Consider the following 21855-nt stretch of genomic DNA (forward strand, 5'->3'; position numbering starts at 1 on the left):
CGTCGGGGGGCCGAAAAGCGCCTGCGTCGCAGCGCCTGGCTGCACGAAGTAATTTGTCGAAATACGCACGCTGTGGTGTCGAGCCAACACGAAAAAAAAGCCCTCGTTTGAGGGCCATATGTGATGACGGTGATATTGCGCGCCGCTAAGCGGTGTAAGGCTTTCGAAGGTACGGCTTATTCATTTACGTCACCGTTGACATAGCGCCAGCGTCCGTCCACACCGCGTATGAAGCGGCTCAGTTCGTGCAGCCGGTGGGCGCGACCACCTACTTTGTATCGTGCGACGAATTCGACGGTCGCATGATCGGCGCTGACTTCAGCGAAGGACTTGATCTGCAGTCCGAGCCAACGCGGCGCGTCGGGGGCGGCAGGGTCGGCGTCGAGATCCGCGGGGCAGGTGTGCGGTGCCCAGGTCGCGCGCAAATAATCCGTTGCGCCCACAACATACGCGCTGTAACGCGAGCGCATCAGTTCGAGCGCGCGCGGTGCTGTTTCACCGCCATCGATATAGCGGCCACAGCATCGCGTGAAGCGGGGCGGTTTGGCGCCGCTGCGCTGATCGGGCGCGGCGCCGCCGCAGGGGCAGTCGGACGGTCGTTGCGTTGACAACAATGGCTTATTCATCAGACTTTCAGGCAAGACCGCGTGCGATCAAAATTTTCTGGATGTCGCTGGTGCCTTCGTAGATCTGGCACACGCGTACATCGCGGTAGATGCGTTCGACGGGGAAGTCGCTCAGATAGCCGTAACCGCCGTGAATCTGCAATGCTGCCGAGCAGATGCGCTCGGCGGCTTCGGATGCAAACAGCTTGGCCATCGCGGCTTCGGTCAGGCAAGGCTGCCCGGCGTCTTTCAGCGAAGCGGCGTGCCAGATCAACTGCCTCGCGGCTTCGAGCTGGGTCGCCATATCGGCGAGGCGGAATTGCACGGCCTGATGCAAAAACAGCGGCTGGCCGAAGCTCTCGCGCTCCTTCGCATACCCCAGCGCCGCCTCGAACGCGGCGCGCGCCATGCCGACGCTTTGCGCCGCGATACCAATGCGCCCGCCTTCGAGCCCCGATAGCGCAATCCGATAGCCTTCGCCTTCCGCGCCGATCAGGTTCGTGGCCGGCACGCGGCAATCTTCGAAAATAATCTGCGCGGTATCCGACGAATGCTGACCGAGCTTTTCTTCGACTCGCGCGACGACGTAACCCTTCGTATCGATGGGGACGATGAACGCGCTGATGCCGCGCTTACCCGCTGCCTTGTCGGTCACAGCCATCACGATCGCGACGTTGCCGTTCTTGCCGCTCGTGATGAACTGTTTGACGCCGTTCAATACGTAGCTGTCGCCATCACGTGTCGCGGTGGTGCGTAGCGCTGAGGCGTCCGAACCCGCTTGCGGTTCGGTCAGGCAAAACGCGCCGAGCATCTCGCCGCGCGCGAGCGGCGTGAGCCAGTCGCGTTTCTGCGCGTCGTTGCCATAGGTCAGCAGGATGCTGCACACCGGGCAGTTATTGACGGAGATCGCGGTCGAGGTGCCGCCATCGCCCGCAGCGATTTCTTCGAGGATCAGCGCGAGCGCCAGTGCGTCCATGCCGGCGCCGCCGTAAGCTTCGGGCACCAGCACGCCGTACGCGCCAAGCTCGGCGAGCTGGCGATGCACGTCCTTCGGAAAGGTGCGGTCGCGGTCCCATTGCGCCGCATGCGGCGTAACGGCTTCGCGGACGAACGTGCGCACCGCGTCGCGGACCATCAGATGATCCTGGTCAAGCACCATGGCTCGGTCTCCTCATTAGTCTCCCCACCTGTCTCTTCGCCACTATCTTCACCAGTCGAGCGCCGTGCCGTCGTATTGGTAGAAGCGGCCGTTGAATGTTTCATGTGCGGCTGCGGCCTGCGCGAGCACCTCACGCATGCCGGTGACGCTGCGCGCCGGATCGATCGCCGCTTGCGCGCCACCCATGTCTGTACGCACCCAGCCAGGATGCAGCGAAATACAGGTTGCGCGCGTGGCGTCCAGCGATGCGATCTTCAGCGCGTCGTTCAGCGCAGCCTTGCTCGCCCGATACAGCCAGCCGGTTGTGCCGCTTGCGTCGCCGATGCTACCCATCTTGCTCGAAATCACCGCGAACACGCCGCCCGTTTCTTCGACGAGCGGCAGCAGGATCGGCATCAACTGCATCGGACCGCGCACGTTGGTATGCATGACCTGGTCGAAGTCTTCCGCCGTAATCGTCTCGATGTCCTCGGTGCGTGGGCCGTACACGCCGGACACCAGCACCGCTGCGTCGAGCCGTTCGCCGTCGAGCTTCCAGCCGAACGCGGCGATTTCATCAGGTGCGGTGACGTCGAGTGAAAAAGTCTCCGCGCCGAGTGCCTTCAGCGCGTCGAGCGCGGCGCCGTCGCGTGCGGTGGCGAGCACGCGCCAGCCGCTCTTCATGTACTGCCGCACGAACTCCTGGCCGATGCCGCGCGATGCACCGACGATCAACACTGTCTTCATCGAATCACCTCAAGCTTGCAAACGTCTGGTAACAGCGCGTCAAACCAGTTCAATGCCCATCGCGGTCGCTTCGCCGCCGCCGATGCACAGCGTCGCGACACCGCGCTTCAGACCGCGATTTTTCAACGCGCCGATCAAGGTGACGAGAATCCGCGCGCCCGAAGCGCCGATCGGATGGCCCAGTGCGCAGGCGCCGCCGTTCACGTTGACCTTGTCGTGCGGCAGGTGATGTTCCTTCATTGCGGCCATGGTGACCACCGCGAACGCCTCATTGACCTCGTACAGATCCACTTCGTCGGCGCGCCAGCCGTTCTTCTCGAATAGCTTGCGAATCGCACCGACCGGCGCGGTGGTGAACTTCGCCGGTTCCTGGGCGAAGGTGGAGTGGCCAACCACGCGAGCAAGCGGTTCGACGCCGAGACGCTTCGCGGTCGATTCACGCATCATCACAAGCGCTGCGGCACCATCGGAAATCGATGACGAGTTCGCTGCCGTCAAGGTGCCGGTTTTGCTGAACGCGGGTTTGAGTGTCGGAATCTTGTCGAGGTTCGCCTTGAACGGCTGCTCGTCGTGATCGATGGTCACGTCGCCCTTGCGGCTTTCCACCTTCACCGGCGCGATTTCCCATGCGAACGAGCCGTCTTCATTCGCGCGCTTCGCGCGATTCAGGGACTCGATGGCGAACGCATCCTGCGCTTCGCGCGTGAAGTCGAACGAGGCTGCGCATTCCTCGGCGAAGGAGCCCATCAAACGGCCTTTTTCGTAGGCGTCTTCGAGACCGTCGTAGAACATGTGGTCGATCACTTGGCCGTGGCCCATGCGCATGCCGTTACGCGCTTTCGGCAAAAGATATGGCGCGTTCGTCATGCTCTCCATGCCGCCCGCGACGATCACGTCGACCGAGCCCGCGGCCAGCATGTCGTGCGCGAACATCGCCGCGCGCATGCCGGAGCCGCACATCTTGTTGACGGTCGTGCTGCCGGTGCTCAACGGCAAGCCGGCGCCGAGTGCGGCCTGCCGCGCGGGCGCCTGGCCGAGGCCGGCGGGCAGCACGCAACCCATCACCACTTCGTCGATCTGTTCGGGCTTCAACCCGGCGCGTTGCACGGCGGCTTCGATTGCAACCGAGCCCAACTGCGGCGCGGTTAGCGTTGTGAAATCGCCCTGAAATGCCGCCATCGGCGTACGGGCCACACCTACGATCACGATCGGATCTGACTTTGTCTCGCTCATGTTTGCCTCACTCATGCGGGTTTCATTCATGCTTAAGTTCTTTGATCACACCTTCGACGATGGCCGGCACGTCGCCGAGCTGGGCCGCATCGGCGGCCGCTGCATCGTTGTCTGCCTGGTACGCACCACCGGCCGATACGGCCGCGATGCAGCGCTTGTAGGTTGCATCGAGTGCCGCGGGGTCGTTGATTGTCATGCCGAGGTCGCGCACCTTGCCGTCATGGACGCCATACACCCAGCCGTGCACCGTGAGTTCCTGGCCACGTGCCCACGCGTCGTTGATGATGGTGGTCCGGCATACGTTCATGACCTGTTCGATCGCGTTCAGTTCGACCAGCCGCCGATGGCGCGCCTCGCCGAGCGGCCATTCTTCGATCAGCGCGGCATGCTTGGTGCGCACGTCCTGCACGTGATGCAGCCAGTTATCCGCCAGACCCACGCGGCGGCCGTGCAGCGCCGCGCCAACACCTGAGCAGCCATAGTGCCCCACCACCATGATGTGCTTGACCTTCAGCAGATCGACAGCGAACTGGATCACCGACAGGCAGTTCAGATCCGTATGCACCACCACATTGGCGATATTTCTGTGCACGAACACTTCGCCTGGCGGCAGGCCGATGATCTGGTTGGCCGGCACGCGCGAATCGGAGCAGCCGATCCACAGATACTCGGGTGTCTGCTGGTGCGCGAGGCGCGAGAAGTACTCCGGATCTTCGGACAGCTTGCGGGCCACCCACGCGTCGTTGTTGTCGAACAGATGGGCAAGCGGATTGGCAGCGGGAGAAGCGTTCGTGTTCATGTTGAGTCTGGGCGGTTGCTCGACCGATTGACCGGTCGATGTCATTGCGTAAGGTTCGGACGATGCATTCAACGATGCGAGCGGGGCATGATGCTTACGCCACGCGCACGGTGCGTTCATCTGCCTGGTTCTCCGCTGGTCTGGACGCCGTATCAGCGAATCGTTCCGGATAGCGGATGCAGAAGCGCACGCTGCTGTCGTACGGGAAAAAGTCGGGCAGTTCGCCTTTCAATAGATGATCCTTGTGCCGTTGCCACAGCGCTGGATCGAAGAAGTCCGCGTGATGCTGCATGAAGGACCGGCGCACGCGTGGATCGCCGAGCAGAAACGTGCCGTATGTCTCCGGGAAAATGTCGTGCGGGCCGACCGAATACCACGGCTCGCCCGACATTTCGTCTTCGTCGTTACGTGGCGCCGGCACCGCGCGCACGTTGCATTCCGTCAGGTATTCGATTTCATCGTAGTCGTAGAACACGACGCGGCCGTGACGCGTCACACCGAAGTTCTTGTACAGCATGTCGCCAGGGAAGATGTTCGCCTGCATCAATTCCTTGATCGCGTTGCCGTATTCCTTGATGCCGTGCTCGACGTCGTCATCGCTGCCGTTTTGCAGGAACAGATTGAGCGGCACCATCCGGCGTTCGATATACATGTGACGAATCACCAGGTTGTCGCCGTCGTATTCGATCAAGGATGACACTTCCTTTTCGAGTTCGCGCAACAGCGCATCGTCGAGCCGCGAAATGGGCAGCGCGACGCTCGAATATTCGAGTGTGTCGGCCATGCGGCCCAACCGGTCATGACGCTTGACGAGCTGATACTTTCGCTTGATCTGCTCGCGCGTGGTTTCCTTCGGCGGCGGAAAATGGTCCTTGATCAGCTTGAATACGTACGGAAACGACGGTAGCGTGAACACCAGCATCACGAGCCCCTTGATGCCGGGCGCGATGATGAACGGATCGCTGGAATGCTTCAGATGGTGCAGCAGATCGCGATAGAACAGATTCTTGCCCTGCTTCTGCAAACCCACCGACGTATAGATTTCCGCCTTCGGTTTGCCCTGCATGATCGTGCCGAGAAATTCGACGTAAGCGGAGGGCACTTCCATGTCCACGAGGAAGTACGAATGCGAGAAGCTGAAGATGATCAGCAACTGGTCGCGTTTGAGCAGCACCGTATCGAGCGCGAGCACGCCGGGCTTCACATGGCGCAGCGGCACTGCGAATGGCAGCAGCAGGTCGCCGTTGATGATCCGCCCAACGATATACGCCGACTTGTTCCGATAGAACAGCGACGAGAGCACGTGAATCTGGAAGTTGGGCGCTTCGTCGAATACGCCGAACGCGTCGTGGATCGACCGCATGACACATTCGACATCGCGCGTCAGATCCTCAAACGGCGGCTCCAGCTGGAAGTTCGTGACGATGCGCTCGAGCGTCGCGGCAAGACCGTCCTTGCCGGGGTAATACGCACGGTAGGTCGGCTTCGCCGCCGGTTCGTCGTTCTCGATGTATTCGGTCGAGATCGCCGGGCGCACGAAAATGAAGTCGTTGTTGAAATACGAACGGTGCAGGATCTTGCAGCACACCGAATTGAAGAACGTCTCCGCGCACTCGGGCTGGCGATGCGTGGTCAGGAGGCCGATGTAGTGGAGCTTGATCTGCTGCCACACTTCGTCGTCGATATTCTCGGCGTCGTATTCGTCTTCGAGCAGTTCGACGCATTCCTCGACGCGATCGTCATACGAGGTGATGCGCTCGCGCGCCAGCGTTTGCAGGCCATGCCAGTCGGCGGCTTCGAAGAGCGTCTTGGCATGGATCGCGGCGTCACGGAAGATGCGGTAGTGCCGGTCGAATCCTTCGAGCATCGTCTGGGCGACGTCAAAGCCGATCTGTGACGACAGCAGTTTGGGAAAGTGATTCATATCGGCCGTGCATTCGTCCCATGTCGTGAAGACACCCGTGATTGTATCGTCCGGGTGCACCCGCGGCGCGTCGCGCCGTTCTCCGCTCAGGCGGATCTGGTCTCGCGTGAACCGTTCTCCAGCAGCGCGCGCGCCTGGGTTTCGTACTGCGCGAGGTCTTCGAGCGTTGCGTTCAGATCGTCCAGTTGACGTTCGAGCACGTCGCGATGGCGTGCCACCGTGGCAAGGAAGGCGTGCAATTGCGGTACGGTGTCGGTCGGCGACTCGTAGACGTCGAGCAGATCGCGGATCTCCGACAACGTGAAGCCGAGCCGCTTGCCGCGCAGCGTGAGCTTCAGGCGGGTTCGATCGCGGCCCGAATAGACGCGCCGCAAGCCGCTCGATCCCTCACGGCTGGGCGAGAGTAAACCCTGGTCTTCGTAGAAGCGGATCGCCCGCGGCGTGACGTCGAATTCCCGCGCGAGTTCGGTGATCGTGTATTGCGTGTTCATCGGGGCATCCCGTAGCCGGGCAGAAAATCGGATTGAACGATAGAATCGACGTTTACGTTATCGTCAACTTGATCGAAACGCAACTACGGCGCAATACGGCACCGGCATGTCCCGGCCGGGCCGCAACCACGCCGTCCGGCATCGCATACCTCGCCATGCCGGATGGCCGACGGAGGAAGACAACCACAATGAATGCACTCGAACATCAACTCGATTACCCGTTCAAGGACACCCTGCCCGAAGCGGGCCAGACGATGGAAGTCGCGCCCGGCGTGTTCTGGCTGCGCATGCCGCTGCCATTCGCACTCGACCACATCAATCTGTGGCTGCTACGCGATGAGATCGATGGTCAACAAGGCTGGACGGTAGTCGACTGCGGTATTACGTCGGACACGATCAAGGAGAACTGGGAGAAACTGTTCGACTCGGTGCTCGACGGCCTGCCGGTGTTGCGCGTGATCGTCACGCATTGCCACCCGGATCACATCGGCCTTGCGCACTGGATTTGCAGCGGCGGAGACAAGAAACGCTGGGACGTGCGCTTGTGGATGACGCTTGGCGAATACATGCAGGCCCGCGTGATGGCGGCTGGCGACGGTTCGAATGCGGGCGGCGAGGGCGCGGCGCGCCATTTTGCGCGTCACGGCTTGAACGATGAGGCGTCGCTCGATAAGCTGCGCAATCGCACGAGCTACTACTCGAGCCTCGTGCCGGCGATTCCTGGGCAGTACCGCCGCCTGCGCGAAGGCGATGGCGTGAAGATCGGCGGCAAGACGTGGCGCGTGGTAACGGGCTTCGGCCATTCGCCGGAACACTGCGCGTTGCATTGCGAAGAGACGGGGACGCTGATCTCCGGCGACATGGTGCTGCCGCGCATTTCGACCAACGTCTCGGTGTTCGACATGGAGCCGGAAGGCACGCCGCTCGCGCTGTATCTGGAATCGCTCGGCCGCTACGAGACGATGCCTGAAGACACGCTCGTGCTGCCGTCGCATGGCAAGCCGTTTCGCGGCGTGCGTACGCGCATCAAGCAATTGCGGGAGCATCATGACGCGCGTCTGGCTGAAGTGCGCGAGGCCTGTGCGGAGAAGCCGCAGAGCGCCGCGGATATCGTGCCGTTGATGTTCAAGCGTCAACTCGACATCCATCAGATGACGTTCGCGATGGGCGAGGCGTTGGCGCACTTGCATCTGCTGTGGCTCGCGGGTGAGTTGAAGCGCACGCACGATGCGGATGGGGTGATCCGGTTTTCGGCGTGATTGCGTCGACAGGTTGATACGTCGATAAAAAAAGCCCGGTTGCGAAAAGCAACCGGGCTTTTTTTTAAGCGGCAAGGCAGAGTCTTACTGCACCGCCACCGTCGCAAAGTTCTGCCGTCCGAACGGACTCACGTGATAGCCGCTGACGTTCGTACGCGTGATGGCCGCTGCGGTCGGGTAACCCAGCGGAATCCACAGCGCCTGATCGTGGATGATCTGCTGCGCCTGTTCATACGCCTTCGCGCGTTTGGCCTGATCGGGCGTGGTCTTGCCGTCAGCGATCAGCTTGTCCAGATCCTGATCGCAGAAGCGCGCGAAATTGATCCCCGACTTCACCGCATTACAACTGAAGAGCGGTGACAGATAGTTGTCCGGATCGCCATTATCGCCAGCCCAGCCCATGAACAGCGTGTCATGCTGGCCTTGTTTGGCCTGCTTGATCAGCTCGCCCCATTCGATCACCTTCACATCTGCCTTCACGCCGATCCTGGCGAAGTCGGCTTGCAGCAGTTCGGCGCCGGCCTTCGGGTTCGGGTTCAGCACGCTACCGTTCGGACGCACCCAGATCGTCGTTTCGAAGCCGTTCGGATAGCCCGCGTCCGCGAGCAGTTTCTTCGCCTTCACCGGATCGTACGGCCACGCTTTCACGGCTTTGTCGTAGCTCCACGTGTTCGGCGGATACGGATTGACGGCCGGCGTCGCGGTGTTGTCGAAGATCGCTTTCAGATAGGTGGTGCGGTCGAACGCCATGTTCAGGGCCGCGCGCACCTTCTGGTTGTCGAGCGGCTTCTTCTGCGTGTTCAGTGCGACGAAGGCGGTCATGAACGCGGGCGTCTGCACGATGGCGAGCGATTTGTCGCCCTTCGCTTCAGCGAGATCCTGCGGCTTCGGCGACAGCGCGATCTGGCATTCGCCGGCCTTCACCTTTTGCGCACGCACCGTGGCGTCCGGCGTGATCGCGTAGATCAGGCGGTCGATCTTCGGTTTCGTGCCCCAGTACGTCGGGTTCACGTCGTAGCGGATCACCGCGTCTTTGGTGTAGCTCTTCAATTCGAACGGACCGGTGCCGATCGGCTTCGCATTCAGGTCGACCTGTTTGCCGGCCTTGAGCAACTGGTCGGCATATTCAGCCGAATAGATCGAAGCGAAACCCATTGTCAGGATCGACACGAAGGTTGCATCCGGCGCGTTCAGTTCGAACTTCACGGTGCTGTCGTCGACCTTGCTGATCGACTTGATGAGCTTCGGCAAGCCCATCGATTGCGCGTGCGGGAAGCCGCTCGCGCCTGCCACCTTGTGCCACGGATTGCTATCGTTGAGCATGCGGTCGAACGTGAAGACGACGTCGTCGGCATTCAGCGCGCGGCCGGGCTTGAAGTAGTCGGTGGTCTGGAATTGCACGTTCGGGCGCAGATGGAACGTGTAGGTGAGGCCGTCGGCGCTCACGTCCCATTTGTCGGCCAGCGCGGGCACGACTTTTTTCGTAGCCTCGTCGTACGAGACCAGCGAATTGAAGATCACGTCGGCCGACGCATTGGTCGTTACGAGCGAATTGAACTGCACGACATCGAAGCCATCGGGGCTCGACTCGGTGCAGACGGTCAGCGGTTTGGCGAGCACGAGCGCGGGCGCCGTGAACAGTACGGCGGCTGCGAGCAGTTTGAAGCGCATAGGATCTCCCATAACAAGCGCAGTCAGGCAGTGCGTCTGGTTGTGTGGTTATGTTCCGTTGACGGGTGGCGACCGGTCTGGCCGTCGTCTTTATTGTGATACGTTTCCGGCGCTGGCGCATGGTTTGGCTGCTACTGTACACGCGCGTCTCGGCCTTCGCGAAAGCTTATCGAAGGGTGGTTGCGGCGACAACAATTTAATCCGCATATCCATATGGGTGAAGGGTGTTGCCGCTCATGACGCAGCCGCGCGCTGCAACAGGTAGCCAATGCCTTCGATCGCGCGCACGCCGTACCACGACACCAACTCCCCGTCGATCAACTCAATGCGCTTGCCGGCCAGACGCGGGTCACGCTTCAGCGCGTCGCAATGCGCTTGTGTGAAACGATAGGGTTCGCTGGAGAGCAGTATGCGATCGACGCCTGCAAGCCACGGCGCGTGGTCAAAGTCGAGCACGGGATAACGCGCTGCGCCGGCCGCGCCGCCCTCCACGTCGGGCAGTGTCTGCCAGTTCACGAGCCTCAGCATCGCGGCGATATAGGTATCGCGCGCTACCGTCATCCATGGTTCGCGCCAGATCAGATACAACACGTTTTGCTTGGGAAACACCTGCGCCGCAGCCTCATGCAGACGTATTTCGAGCGCCTCGCTCAAGCGCTGTGCTTCCTGCTCGCGGTCAAAGATCCTGCCCAGCAACGCGTACAGCGAGAGATTATCCTGCGGCGTCTGCGGATGGGTCACGACGATATTTGGCACGAACGCACGCAATCGCTCGACGGTGCCGCGCTCGTTTTCGTCGATATTGACGATCAGATGGGTGGGCCGCAAAGCACGAATCGCGTCGACATTCACGGACTTGGTACCGCCGACCTTGCGCACTTGCCGCACCTTGTCGTGTGGATGCACGCAAAAACCGGTGCGTCCGACAATCTGCCTGTCGAGCCCGAGAGCGAACAGCAATTCGGTGATGCTGGGCACCAGCGAGACGATGCGGGTACCGGCGCCCCCCATTTCGTGCGCGACGCCGGCTGCATCGACCGCACGAGGCTGCATGACTTACTCGGTGGCGGCGCGCGGTTTGCGCGGCGCGCGTTCGAAGGCGCGGTCGTAGAGCCAGCGCGGCAGCACGTGCAGCAGCATCGCCACGATGCGCATCTGCCAGGGGAACACGGCAAACGCGGTTTGACGCTCGACCGCCCCGGCGACCTTCACCGCGAAGCGGTCGGCGTCCATCAGGAACGGCATGGTGTACGGGTTGTGCTCGGTCATCGGCGTGCGGATATAGCCGGGGGCGATCGTGACCACGCCGACGCCGAGCGGCCGCATCTCGACGCGCAACGCTTCCAGATACTTGAGCGCAGCCGACTTCGACGCGCTGTACGCGCCCGACCCCGGCAAGCCGCGTACGCTGGCAACGCTGGCGATCCCGACCAGCGTGCCTTTCTTCGCCGCGACCATGGCAGCGGCGAACGGCTCGAAGGTGGCGACCATGCCGAAATAGTTGATGTCCATCACTTCGCGGAAGGTGCGCAGATCGCCGTGCCCGGTGACCGCACCGCGGCTGATGCCCGCATTGGCGATCACGACGTCCGGCAAACCGTGCTGCGCGATGAATTGCGCGGCCGCTTCGGCGAGCGCCTCGCAGTCGCGGACGTCGACGGAATACGTGGAAATGGAATTCTGCGGATGGGACTGCTGGAAGGCGGCGAGGGCGTCGCCGCGGCGGGCGACCAGGCCGAGAATCGCGCCGCGTCGCGCATATTCGGCGGCGAGCGCGAGGCCGATGCCACTCGAGGCGCCGGTAATGAAAACCTTCAGAGGGGAGCTCATTCCGGCGCCTTCAACATCACATCTTCTTGGCGCGGACTTGCTGCACCAGGTAGTCGAGCACCTGGATCGTGCCCGGCAGGCTGTTGGTCGCAGCCGGACCGGTTTCATACTTGCCTTGCACGGCGAGCGTCGGCACGCCGTCGATCTTGTAGTCGTCCATCAGCTTCTTGTCTTTTTGCAGCGCGCTTTGCGTCGAGAACGAGTTGTACGCGTCCATGTACTTCTTCGGATCGACGCCGTTCTTCGCGAGGAACTTGGCCTGGTCTTCCGGCGTCAGCAGGTAGTTCTTGTTGACGTGGATTTCATTGAAGACCTTCGGCGTGAGTTGCGTGGCGAGGCCGAGTGCGTCGAGCGCGTGGTACATCTTCGAGTGCGGAATGAAGTCATCGCGGAAGGCAACCGGCACGCGCTTGAACACGACGTCCGGACCTTGCTTCTTCACCCATGCTTCGAGGTACGGGTTGAATTCATTGCAGTGCGGGCAGCCGTACCAGAAGAATTCGGTGACTTCGATCTTGCCGGCCGGCACGTCCGTAGGTTGCGGCGTGGACAGCACGGTGTAGTCCTTGCCGGAAACCGGCGCGGCCGGCGATGCATGCGCCGTGGCGGCAACCAGGCCCAGCGAGAGGAACAGAATGCTCAGCAGTTTTTTCATGTTGTGATGACCCAAGTAGGCGGTAAAGCGGTGGCGCCACGCAAATGCCCGTCACCGTTTTCAATGTCGGCGTTAGACGCTCTAGTCGTCCGTTGCGCTTGTCGGTTGTGCTTGTGACCCGCGCCGCACGCCGATAGTTCGGCGGCGGCGCGTTCCGGCAAATCACCGTTTGTTTATTGTTTGCTTATTGCTTCGTAAAGCGGATCACGGCTGTATCCACGCCCGCGTCGGACAAACGCTGACGGCTCGAATTCATGTCCTCGAACTTCGAGAACGGCCCGATACGCACGCGGTAGTACGTCACGCCGCCCGCATCGCGCTGCGTGACCTTCGATTCGAAGCCCTGGAAAGCGAGACGCGCACGCTGCTGCTCGGCATCGGCCGAGGTCTTGTAGGCGCCCACTTGCAGGAAGTAACCCGTGTTCGCGTCACCCGGTGCCGGCGCCGCGCCCGAACCCGGCTTGGCGTTCGCTGCCGTGGTGGGCGACGTACCCTTCGGCGCGGAGCCTGCCGCAGTGGCGGCTGGCGCGCTTGCGCCTTGCGGTTTTTTCGCCGGTGCGGTGGCCGTGCCGTTGCCGTTGTCCTGCGCGGGTTTCGGTGCGACTGCCGTGCCGTTCGCATTGCCGCTCGACGGCGGCACTTCGACGATCTGCGGTTCTTCCAGCATGCCCGACTGCGTCTGCGCGTTGGTCTGGCCCGGCGCGGTGTTCGGCGGCGCCGGTTGCGCGGCTTGCGGCACCGGCTGGCCCGGCGTCTTGCCTTGCAGCGGACGGTTCGGGTCGTATTGCTGTGCCTGGCTCGCACCGGTGTCGGGCGCCGCGGGCGGCGCGACCTTCGAGACGAACGGCGTAGGCGCACGGGTGATATACAGCGCCACCACTACCGCGATCGCGAGACCGACGATCAGGCCCAGCACGATGCCGAGAAAAGTCCCCCCGGTTTGTTTCGATTGCGATTGCTTTGTTGTGCGGCGTGGTTTTGCCATCGTATGAATCACCTGCAAAAAGAATCCTGGAACGGCCGTCGATTATAACGACGGCCGCATGCATGTTGCGCCGGAGGACTTACATCTTGACGGGAGCGGAGACGCCGATCGTCGCGAGACCGTTGGCCAGCACCTGACGTGTGGCCGCAAGCAGCGCGACGCGCGCATTGCGCTCGGCAGCGTCGTCGACCAGCACGCGTTCGGCTCTGTCATTGTAGAACGAGTGGAATTCCCCGGCGAGGTCGCGCAGATAGAACGCGACTGCGTGCGGCGCGAGTTCGCCGGCGGCATGCTCCAGCATGTCCGGGAATTCGGCGAGCTTGTTCAGCAGCGCCATGGCGCGTTCGCTGGTGAGCGGCGACACGTCCACCTCCGCCAGCGTGCTTTCGTCCGTGCTGTAGCGCGCCTTGCATTCCGCGATGACCGAGCAGATCCGCGCATGCGCATACTGCACGTAGTGCACCGGATTTTCGTCGTTCTGTTTCAAGGCGAGGTCGATGTCGAACACGAATTCCGTATCCGCCTTGCGCGAAATCAGGAAGAAGCGCACGGCGTCGCGGCCGCGGCGAATCGTCTCTTCGTCGATCAGGTCGACGGCGGCTTCGGAACCCGGCGTAGCGCCGCCCGACCATTCGATCAGGTCGCGCACCGTCACATAGCTGCCGGCGCGTTTCGAGATTTTCACCTCTTCGCCGTTGCGCATCACCGTGACCATCTTGTGCAGGATGTAGTCGGGATAGCCCTTCGGAATGCCGATGCCGAGACCTTGCAGGCCGGCGCGCACCCGTGCGATCGTGCCGTGGTGGTCCGAGCCCTGAATGTTGATGACTTTGGTGAAGCCGCGTTCCCACTTGGCGACGTGGTAGGCGACGTCCGGCACGAAGTACGTGTAGGTGCCGTCGGTCTTGCGCATCACGCGGTCTTTGTCGTCACCGTCGTCGGTGGTGCGCAGCCACAGCGCGCCTTCCTGTTCGTAGGTTTTGCCGGCGGCGATCAGCGCCGCGACGGTCTTCTCGACCCGGCCTTCCTTGTACAGCGACGACTCGAGGTAGTACTCGTCGAACTTCACGCCGAAGGCCTGCAAGTCCATGTCCTGCTCGCGGCGCAGGTAGGCGACCGCGAAGCGGCGGATCGCTTCGAGGTCTTCGACGTCGGCCGCGCCCGTGACGGGTTCGCCGTCGCTCGCGGCAACCGTGACGCCGTTCAGATAGTCTCTGGCGATGTCGGCGATGTACTCGCCGTTGTACGCCGAGGCCGGCCAGCCTTCGTCGCCCGGGGCGAGGCCACGGGCGCGCGCCTGGGTCGACAGGGCGAGCGTCTGGATCTGCACGCCGGCGTCGTTGTAGTAGAACTCGCGGTGCACGTCCCAGCCTTGCGAGGCCAGCACGCTCGAGAGCGCGTCGCCGAGCGCGGCCTGGCGGCCGTGGCCGACGTGCAGCGGGCCGGTCGGGTTGGCCGAGACGAATTCGATCAGCACATGCTTGCCGGCTTCGCGTTGCGAACGGCCGAAGGCATCCTTTTCGGCGAACACGGCGGCGATCACCGCCTGCTTGGCGACGGCCGCGAGGCGCAGGTTGATGAAGCCGGGGCCGGCCACTTCGGCGGCTTCCACGAGACCCTTGGCCTGCGGTTGCGCGAGCAGCGCGTCGACGATCTGTTGCGCCAGCTGGCGCGGATTGGCGCGCAGCGGCTTGGCGAGTTGCATCGCCACATTGCAGGCGACGTCGCCGTGCGCGGCGACCTTGGGACGCTCCAGCGTGATCGTGGGCGACACGAAGGCGGCTTCGCTCGCGCCTTGGGTTGCGTCAGCAACCTGCTTCACCGTGTCGGCGAGCAGTGTTTCGAGGGTATGTTTATGTGCAGGCAGCATGCTTGTTGCGAGTCCAGTGAGGCAATCCGGTGATGCGGAAGAAGCGGCGGCCGCGCGCGAGGCGCAGCCGATTCGTCAGAAGCGTGGAAAGCGGCGATGCACCCGCCGGAACGCGCCAGGCACTTCGGGGCGTTATCAGGCACGTAGCGTGCAACGCGTCTGGCGCGGTGCGCGGCGCCAGACCAGGACGCTTGCTGCGGCGGCCTGGTGCGGCAGCAGGCGGGTGAGGCCAACCGGGGCCCAGCCACGCCACCTTCGCTATGCCGCACGCGGAGCATTGCAGCGCGCTTTTCCGTCCAGACGGATTTTAGCAGGTGCTAATATGTTCAATGAGATGCCCACCAAGGGCCGTGGCCGCCGTGCCTGATCGGCGTGCCAACGTAACGCGCGCCGACGGCCGCCTTACAGCCGTTCGCGCGTCAATCCAACATAACGAAAAAGGGAACAGTCATGCTGATTACTTTCAAATGTCGCGCCGCGCCGGACGTGATGATGCTGGAGAATCTCGCTCAGTATCTGGTCGGCATTGTCGGCAAGCGCCTGGGTGAGCGTGGTGTCATCACCCACGACGAACTGAGCGTCGCGATCACGAAACTCGAATCGGCGATCAGCGTCGACAAACAGGAACGTGCCGAGCACGACGGCCATTTTCACGAAGGCGAAGACGGCCACGAGCATCATGAGATCCCGCCGGGACTCGCCCAGCGTGCGTATCCGTTCCTCGACATGCTGCGCGCCGCGCAGAAGGAAAACGCGGATATCGTCTGGGGTCTCTGATCCCGCGGCGGTCCGCCGGCGGTGGTGTTCGCCGCGTCTCGCGGCGCTGGTCGTGACGTGTCAATGAAAAGAGCCCGCATTTGCGGGCTCTTTGTCTTTCACGGGGCTTGATGGCCCGTCTGCCGAACCTGCTTACTGGCTGGCGGCGTCCGCCGGGGCAGCCATCGGTGCCGACGCACCCTTCTTCATTTTTTGCTTCTTGGGCTTCTTGACGTGCTTCACAGTGGGCGGCGAATACGAACTGACCGCGCTGGAACCGGCCGGAGCGGCGGGCTGGGCCAGCGCCACTGAGGCGCCTGCGGCGAGCGAAACAGCAGTCAATAACAGCGTCAGCTTCTTCATACGATTTTCTCCGTTGACGATTGCAATTTGATAAGCCGACGCGTTTTGGCCGCGTCTGGCGGGTTGATGCCGTTTCAGTCTACAAAGCCGAAAATTACACTGCCGCAAATATTCAGCCTAGCGTGCCCGATATAGTAGGTTGCCCGCCCCCGCAAGGCTTACAGCAAAGGCGCGAGCGCCCGCTCAGCGTCTGTTTTCGACAACGACATGCGTTTTGCGTAGTCTTCCAGCTGGTCCTGGCCGATCTTGCCGACCGAGAAATAAGTGCTGTCCGGGTGTGCCAGGTAGAAGCCGGAGACGCTGGCCGCCGGCAGCATGGCCAGCGATTCGGTCACGCTCATGCCGATTTCAGTGGCTTGCAGCACGTCGAACATGTCGCGCTTCACGAGGTGGTCCGGGCAGGCCGGGTAACCCGGCGCCGGGCGAATGCCGTGGTATTTTTCAGCGATCAGGTCTTCATTGGAGAGGGTTTCGGCGTTCGCGTAGCCCCAGAGATCGCGGCGCACGCGGGCATGCATCGCTTCGGCGAATGCTTCGGCAAAGCGGTCGGCGAGCGCCTTGAGCATGATCGCGCTGTAGTCGTCGAGATCCTTTTCGAACTGCTTTTCCTTCACGTCCACGCCCAGACCCGCCGTGACCGCGAACATGCCGATATAGTCGGCCACGCCCGAATCCTTCGGCGCGATGAAGTCGGCGAGAGAGCGGTTCGGCCGCATCACGCCGTCCACCACCGGCCGCACGCTTTGCTGACGCAGGTTGCGCCACGTCAGCGCCACTTCCGAGCGCGATTCGTCCGTGTAGATCTCGATGTCGTCGTCGTTCACCGTGTTGGCCGGCAACAGCGCGATCACGCCATTGGCCTGCAGCCAGCGGCCCTGGATCAGGCGCGCGAGCATCGACTTGCCATCCGAGAACACGCGGCGGGCCGATTCACCGACGATCTCGTCGTTCAGGATCGCCGGATACGGGCCGGCCAGGTCCCAGGTCTGGAAGAACGGACCCCAGTCGATGTAGTTCGCCAGTTCGTTCAGATCGAAGTTCTTGAACACGCGGCGGCCGATGAACTTCGGCTTGACCGGCTGGTAGCCCGCCCAATCGACCTTGGTCTTGTTCGCGCGGGCTTCGGCGAGCGTGACCATAGGCAGGGCTTTCTTGTTGGCGTGCTGATCGCGGATACGGTCGTAGTCGGCTTTGAGGTCGTCGACGTACTTCGCTGCGCCTTCATCGGACAGCAGGCTCGACGCCACGGAGACCGAGCGCGACGCGTCTGGCACGTACACCACCGGGCCTTCGTAATGCGGTGCGATCTTTACCGCAGTGTGCACGCGCGAGGTGGTCGCGCCGCCGATCAGCAACGGGATCTTCTTTACACGGAAGTAGTCGTCGCGCTGCATTTCCGAGGCGACGTAGGCCATCTCTTCGAGGCTCGGCGTAATCAGTCCGGACAAGCCGATGATGTCCGCGCCTTCGACCTTCGCTTTAGCGAGAATGTCGTTGCACGACACCATCACGCCCATGTTGATCACTTCGAAGTTATTGCACTGAAGCACCACCGAGACGATGTTCTTGCCGATGTCGTGCACGTCGCCCTTCACCGTGGCGATGACAATCTTGCCCTTCGCGCGTACGTCGGCGCCGGCTTCGGCCAGCAGCTTCTTTTCTTCTTCGATGTACGGGATCAGATGCGCGACCGCCTGCTTCATCACGCGCGCCGACTTCACGACCTGCGGCAGGAACATCTTGCCCTGACCGAACAGGTCGCCAACGATGTTCATACCATCCATCAGCGGGCCTTCGATCACGTTGATCGGACGGCCGCCGGCAGCGGTGATCTTCGCGCGCACTTCTTCAGTATCTTCGACGATGAAGTTGGTGATGCCTAGCACCAGTGCGTGCGCGAGACGCTTCTCGACAGGCTGGTTACGCCACTCGAGGTTCTCTTCTTTCTTCGCGGCGCCGGTCTTGAACTTGTCGGCGATTTCCAGCAGACGATCGGTGCCGTCTTCACGGCGGTTCAGCACGACGTCTTCAACCCGCTCGCGCAACTCCGGGTCGAGGTCTGCATACACGCCGAGCTGACCCGCGTTGACGATGCCCATGTCCATCCCCGCCTGAATCGCGTGATAGAGGAACACGGTGTGAATCGCCTCGCGCACCGGATCGTTGCCGCGGAACGAGAATGACACGTTCGACACGCCGCCGCTGATCTTCGCGTAGGGCAGGTTTTGCTTGATCCAGCGCGTGGCGTTGATGAAGTCGACCGCGTAATTGTTATGCTCTTCGATGCCGGTCGCAATTGCGAAGATGTTCGGATCGAAGATGATGTCTTCCGGCGGGAAGCCGACTTCGTTCACGAGGAAATCGTAGGAGCGCTTGCAGATCTGCGTCTTACGTTCGAACGTATCGGCCTGACCTTTTTCGTCGAAGGCCATCACGACCGCGGCTGCGCCATAGCGGCGGATCAGGTTCGCGTGATGACGGAACGCTTCTTCGCCTTCCTTCAGCGAGATCGAATTGACGATTGCCTTGCCTTGCACGCACTTCAGGCCCGCTTCGATTACGTCCCACTTCGACGAGTCGATCATGATCGGTACGCGTGCGATGTCCGGCTCCGACGCGATCAGATTCATGAAGCGGACCATCGCCGCTTTCGAATCGAGCATGGCCTCGTCCATGTTGACGTCGATGATCTGCGCGCCGTTTTCGACCTGCTGCCGTGCGACCGCGATCGCGTCGTCGAACTGATCATTCAGGATCATTCGCGCGAACGCCTTCGAGCCGGTCACGTTGGTGCGTTCACCGACGTTGATAAAGAGCGTCCCGGACGTGACGTTGAACGGCTCGAGGCCGGAAAGGCGCATGGTGTGATCGGTCATGGCGTAGGTGCGGTTCGGTTGCGTACGGTTGCGTGCGTCGGGTTCGATAGCGGAAGTGCGGCGAGTCAGGAGCGAGCCGCCGGACTCAGGCTGCGTCGCGGTATTGCGTGGGCCATTGGCGCGGCTTCACTTCAGCCAGCGCCTTGGCAATCGCCGCAATATGCTCCGGCGTCGTGCCGCAGCAGCCGCCGGCGATATTCACGAGGCCGGCCTGCGCGAACTCCTTCAGCAATCCCGACGTATCCGCCGGCAATTCGTCGAAGCCCGTATCGCTCATCGGATTCGGCAAACCGGCGTTCGGATAGCACGACACATAGGTGTCGCACAGCTTCGCCAGTTCAGCGATGTACGGGCGCATCAGCGCCGCGCCCAGCGCGCAGTTCAAGCCGAAGGTGAGGGGCTTGGCGTGACGCAGCGAGTTCCAGAAGGCCTCGACGGTTTGTCCCGAGAGAATCCGGCCCGATGCGTCAGTGACGGTGCCCGAAATCATGATCGGCAGACGTTCGCCGGTGTCTTCGAACAGTTCGTCCAGAGCGAATAGTGCAGCCTTGGCGTTGAGCGTGTCGAAGATGGTTTCGACGAGGAACAGGTCGCAGCCGCCATCGAGCAATGCCTTCGCCTGCTGGTAATACGCCGCGCGCAGTTCGTCGAACGTCACGTTGCGTGCGCCCGGATCGTTCACGTCAGGGGAAATGCTTGCGGTCTTCGGCGTCGGTCCGATCGCGCCGGCGACGAAGCGCGGCTTGTCGGGCGTCGAGTACTTGTCGCAGGCGGCGCGCGCCAGCTTCGCCGATTCGAGATTCATCTCGATGGCGAGGTCCTCCATTCCGTAGTCGGCCTGCGCAACCGTGGTCGCACCGAACGTGTTGGTTTCGATGATATCCGCGCCCGCCGCGAGGTACTGCTCGTGAATCTCGCCGATGATCTGCGGTTGCGTGATCGACAGCAACTCGTTGTTGCCCTTGATGTCGCGTCCGTAGTCCTTGAAGCGCTCGCCACGATAGCGGGCTTCGTCGAGCTTGTAGCGCTGGATCATCGTGCCCATTGCGCCGTCCAGAATCAGGATGCGCGACTTGAGCAGCGTGGGCAGCGCCGTGCCGCGCGTGTAGGCGGCGTCGGGACGGACTTGCGTGGCGGATTGAGCAGGCTGGTTCATGGCGGACGAGGGCTTGCGCCGGCTTTTTCGGGAAACCTGTCATTGTAGCCGCTGTGGGGCGGTCCCGCCGGACGCGCGCCCGGCAGGCAGATGGCGCGTGCCACGGCAACGGTGGCCGGGGCTGTGGCCGCAGCGGAAACAAACAGCGGAAACTGCAGGAGAAACAAAACGGCCCAGTCAGGTGAAAGCCTGCTGGGCCGCGTTATGACTGCTGACCGACTTGTAAAGGCCGCCGGCTAAGCCGGTCGGCGCGGTCGATGGTTGTCGCCAAACCGTTACGTTAAACCCTTCAGTCAGTGAAGAATCACCGGTTGATGCATCAGGCTGTCGAATTGCCCGAGGAATTCGTCTACCTCATCCAGCGACGGTTCCTCTTCGATCAGCTTTTGCACATGCTCGCGGAAACGCGCTGCCATTGCACCGTCAATGTAGATTTCGCGCTGCATGTTCTTGTCGACGATCTCATAGCCGCCTGATTTCATGGCCAGCGGGCCTTCCTGCGGCGGAAACTCGACGACACAATAGTTGGGGCTGTTATAGATCATTTGCATGGCGACACTCCTTATTTCCGTTGGCTCCTGGCCATTCCTGCGCCATAGGTGGAGCTTGTGGTGTGGAATTCAAGGGGTGGGTCCGGATTGACGCTTGTACAGTTCCGAACCTACCGGTTAGACCGGCTTTCCAAGAAACGTTTCAAGCAGTGCAGCAAAACGGTGAGATTGCTCGATGGGCGCAAGATGAGCGGCCTCGAGTAGTTCGAACTGCGCGCCTTGGATGGCGTCTGCTATTGCCTGCGTAGCAGCAGGTAGCGTGCCCGTGTCATGGCGGCCTCCCACGGCCAATGTCGGGCAACGAATTGTTCCCAGCTTACCGCGTAGATCGAAATCGCGCAGGGCTTCGCACGCCATGGCGTAGCCTTCTGGCAACGTATGGGTCAGCACGTCACGAATCTGCTCGACTGCTTCGGGATGCGCTGCCTGGAAATCGGGTGTCAGCCAGCGGCTCAATGTCGCAGGCACCAGTGATGCCATACCGTCCGTGCGCACCGTCGCCGCGCGTTGGTCCCATATCGCACGGCCTTCGGGCGGCGTGCCGCTCGTGGTGTCGGCAACGGTCAGCGTGTCGACGCGCGACGGGTGGTCTAGCGCGAATTGCTGCGCGATCATGCCGCCCATCGACATGCCGACGAGATGCGTGGTGGGTGCGCCAACCGCATCGAGCAACGCGGCGAGATCGCGGGACAGATCGGCGATGCTGAACGGTTCGCTCGATACCGCGGTCTTGCCGTGGCCGCGCAGGTCGTAGCGCAACACGGTGTACTCGTCGCGGAAATAGCCGGCGAGTTGGTCCCAGACAGACAGATCGCCGCCGAGCTGATGAATGAACGTCAGCCACGGGCCGCCGCCCTCATTGCTCAGGACATAGCGCGTCTCGATACCGTTGATTTTCACTTGCATGCGGGCTCCTTGAAAGGGAACGCAGTGGAAAGAGCCGTTC

At 62.1% G+C, this 21855-nt stretch carries 20 protein-coding genes; 2 read left to right on the plus strand and 18 right to left on the minus strand.

From position 1 onward, the window contains the following. Positions 1 to 176 precede the first annotated feature (176 nt). The 7 genes from PQQ86_RS01125 to PQQ86_RS39745 all read right to left on the minus strand — a co-directional run bounded on the left by PQQ86_RS01125 (position 177) and on the right by PQQ86_RS39745 (position 6937). Positions 177 to 626: a YchJ family protein gene (locus tag PQQ86_RS01125; RefSeq protein WP_408264263.1), complete on the minus strand. Its 450-nt coding sequence runs from the start codon at positions 624 to 626 to the stop codon at positions 177 to 179. Positions 627 to 633: 7 nt separating this feature from the next. Continuing rightward, the gene (locus PQQ86_RS01130) at positions 634 to 1764 is read right to left on the minus strand and encodes an acyl-CoA dehydrogenase family protein (protein WP_408264265.1); all 1131 of its coding nucleotides are present in this window, start codon (positions 1762 to 1764) and stop codon (positions 634 to 636) included. Between the two features lie 48 nt (positions 1765 to 1812). Then, positions 1813 to 2490, minus strand: a complete 678-nt coding sequence (locus PQQ86_RS01135) for an SDR family oxidoreductase (RefSeq protein ID WP_408264267.1) — start codon at positions 2488 to 2490, stop codon at positions 1813 to 1815. Between the two features lie 39 nt (positions 2491 to 2529). Beyond that, complete coding sequence (locus tag PQQ86_RS01140) at positions 2530 to 3738, minus strand: acetyl-CoA C-acetyltransferase (protein WP_408264269.1); 1209 nt, start codon at positions 3736 to 3738, stop codon at positions 2530 to 2532. Positions 3739 to 3745: 7 nt separating this feature from the next. Further along, entirely contained in the window at positions 3746 to 4522 is a 777-nt protein-coding gene (can, locus tag PQQ86_RS01145) for a carbonate dehydratase (RefSeq protein ID WP_408264271.1), read from the minus strand. 94 nt (positions 4523 to 4616) lie between these two features. Continuing rightward, positions 4617 to 6446 (minus strand): bifunctional isocitrate dehydrogenase kinase/phosphatase, encoded by a 1830-nt coding sequence (aceK, locus tag PQQ86_RS01150; RefSeq protein ID WP_408264273.1) that lies wholly within the window; start codon positions 6444 to 6446, stop codon positions 4617 to 4619. An 86-nt stretch (positions 6447 to 6532) separates the two neighbouring features. After that, the gene (locus tag PQQ86_RS39745) at positions 6533 to 6937 is read right to left on the minus strand and encodes a MerR family transcriptional regulator (protein WP_459252421.1); all 405 of its coding nucleotides are present in this window, start codon (positions 6935 to 6937) and stop codon (positions 6533 to 6535) included. Between the two features lie 188 nt (positions 6938 to 7125). On the opposite strand from PQQ86_RS39745, the gene PQQ86_RS01170 reads away from it, so the two are divergent. Next, positions 7126 to 8196: an MBL fold metallo-hydrolase gene (locus PQQ86_RS01170; RefSeq protein ID WP_408264275.1), complete on the plus strand. Its 1071-nt coding sequence runs from the start codon at positions 7126 to 7128 to the stop codon at positions 8194 to 8196. An 84-nt stretch (positions 8197 to 8280) separates the two neighbouring features. Here PQQ86_RS01170 and PQQ86_RS01175 read toward each other — a convergent pair whose 3' ends face one another. The 6 genes from PQQ86_RS01175 to argS all read right to left on the minus strand — a co-directional run bounded on the left by PQQ86_RS01175 (position 8281) and on the right by argS (position 15207). Further along, positions 8281 to 9867 carry an ABC transporter substrate-binding protein gene (locus tag PQQ86_RS01175; RefSeq protein WP_408264277.1) on the minus strand — a complete coding sequence of 529 codons (1587 nt, stop codon included), beginning with the start codon at positions 9865 to 9867 and terminating at the stop codon, positions 8281 to 8283. 234 nt (positions 9868 to 10101) lie between these two features. Continuing rightward, positions 10102 to 10920 (minus strand): helical backbone metal receptor, encoded by an 819-nt coding sequence (locus PQQ86_RS01180; RefSeq protein WP_408264279.1) that lies wholly within the window; start codon positions 10918 to 10920, stop codon positions 10102 to 10104. 3 nt (positions 10921 to 10923) lie between these two features. Then, positions 10924 to 11697, minus strand: coding sequence for an SDR family oxidoreductase (locus PQQ86_RS01185; RefSeq protein WP_408264280.1), 774 nt, complete (start codon positions 11695 to 11697; stop codon positions 10924 to 10926). Positions 11698 to 11713: 16 nt separating this feature from the next. Next, positions 11714 to 12352, minus strand: a complete 639-nt coding sequence (locus tag PQQ86_RS01190) for a thiol:disulfide interchange protein DsbA/DsbL (RefSeq protein ID WP_093645709.1) — start codon at positions 12350 to 12352, stop codon at positions 11714 to 11716. A 184-nt stretch (positions 12353 to 12536) separates the two neighbouring features. Continuing rightward, positions 12537 to 13355, minus strand: a complete 819-nt coding sequence (locus PQQ86_RS01195; RefSeq protein ID WP_408264282.1) for an SPOR domain-containing protein — start codon at positions 13353 to 13355, stop codon at positions 12537 to 12539. Positions 13356 to 13416: 61 nt separating this feature from the next. Continuing rightward, positions 13417 to 15207 (minus strand): arginine--tRNA ligase, encoded by a 1791-nt coding sequence (gene argS / locus PQQ86_RS01200; protein ID WP_408264285.1) that lies wholly within the window; start codon positions 15205 to 15207, stop codon positions 13417 to 13419. A gap of 450 nt (positions 15208 to 15657) precedes the next feature. On the opposite strand from argS, the gene PQQ86_RS01205 reads away from it, so the two are divergent. Next, positions 15658 to 15984 (plus strand): DUF1840 domain-containing protein, encoded by a 327-nt coding sequence (locus tag PQQ86_RS01205; protein ID WP_054035663.1) that lies wholly within the window; start codon positions 15658 to 15660, stop codon positions 15982 to 15984. A gap of 132 nt (positions 15985 to 16116) precedes the next feature. Here PQQ86_RS01205 and PQQ86_RS01210 read toward each other — a convergent pair whose 3' ends face one another. The 5 genes from PQQ86_RS01210 to PQQ86_RS01230 form a co-directional block, all read right to left on the minus strand. Beyond that, a complete protein-coding gene (locus PQQ86_RS01210) occupies positions 16117 to 16326 on the minus strand; it encodes a hypothetical protein (protein WP_054035664.1) in 210 nt (69 codons plus the stop codon). Positions 16327 to 16484: 158 nt separating this feature from the next. After that, on the minus strand, positions 16485 to 19250 hold the full coding sequence (gene metH, locus PQQ86_RS01215) for a methionine synthase (protein ID WP_408270012.1): 2766 nt from the start codon (positions 19248 to 19250) through the stop codon (positions 16485 to 16487). Between the two features lie 37 nt (positions 19251 to 19287). After that, complete coding sequence (locus PQQ86_RS01220; RefSeq protein ID WP_408264287.1) at positions 19288 to 20358, minus strand: homocysteine S-methyltransferase family protein; 1071 nt, start codon at positions 20356 to 20358, stop codon at positions 19288 to 19290. A 293-nt stretch (positions 20359 to 20651) separates the two neighbouring features. After that, on the minus strand, positions 20652 to 20909 hold the full coding sequence (locus PQQ86_RS01225) for a BTH_I0359 family protein (protein ID WP_007179533.1): 258 nt from the start codon (positions 20907 to 20909) through the stop codon (positions 20652 to 20654). Between the two features lie 117 nt (positions 20910 to 21026). Next, the gene (locus tag PQQ86_RS01230) at positions 21027 to 21815 is read right to left on the minus strand and encodes an alpha/beta fold hydrolase (RefSeq protein ID WP_408264289.1); all 789 of its coding nucleotides are present in this window, start codon (positions 21813 to 21815) and stop codon (positions 21027 to 21029) included. Positions 21816 to 21855 lie beyond the last annotated feature (40 nt).

Origin of the sequence: Paraburkholderia sediminicola, from assembly GCF_046026675.1 — a bacterium.
GTDB lineage: Bacteria > Pseudomonadota > Gammaproteobacteria > Burkholderiales > Burkholderiaceae > Paraburkholderia > Paraburkholderia sediminicola_F.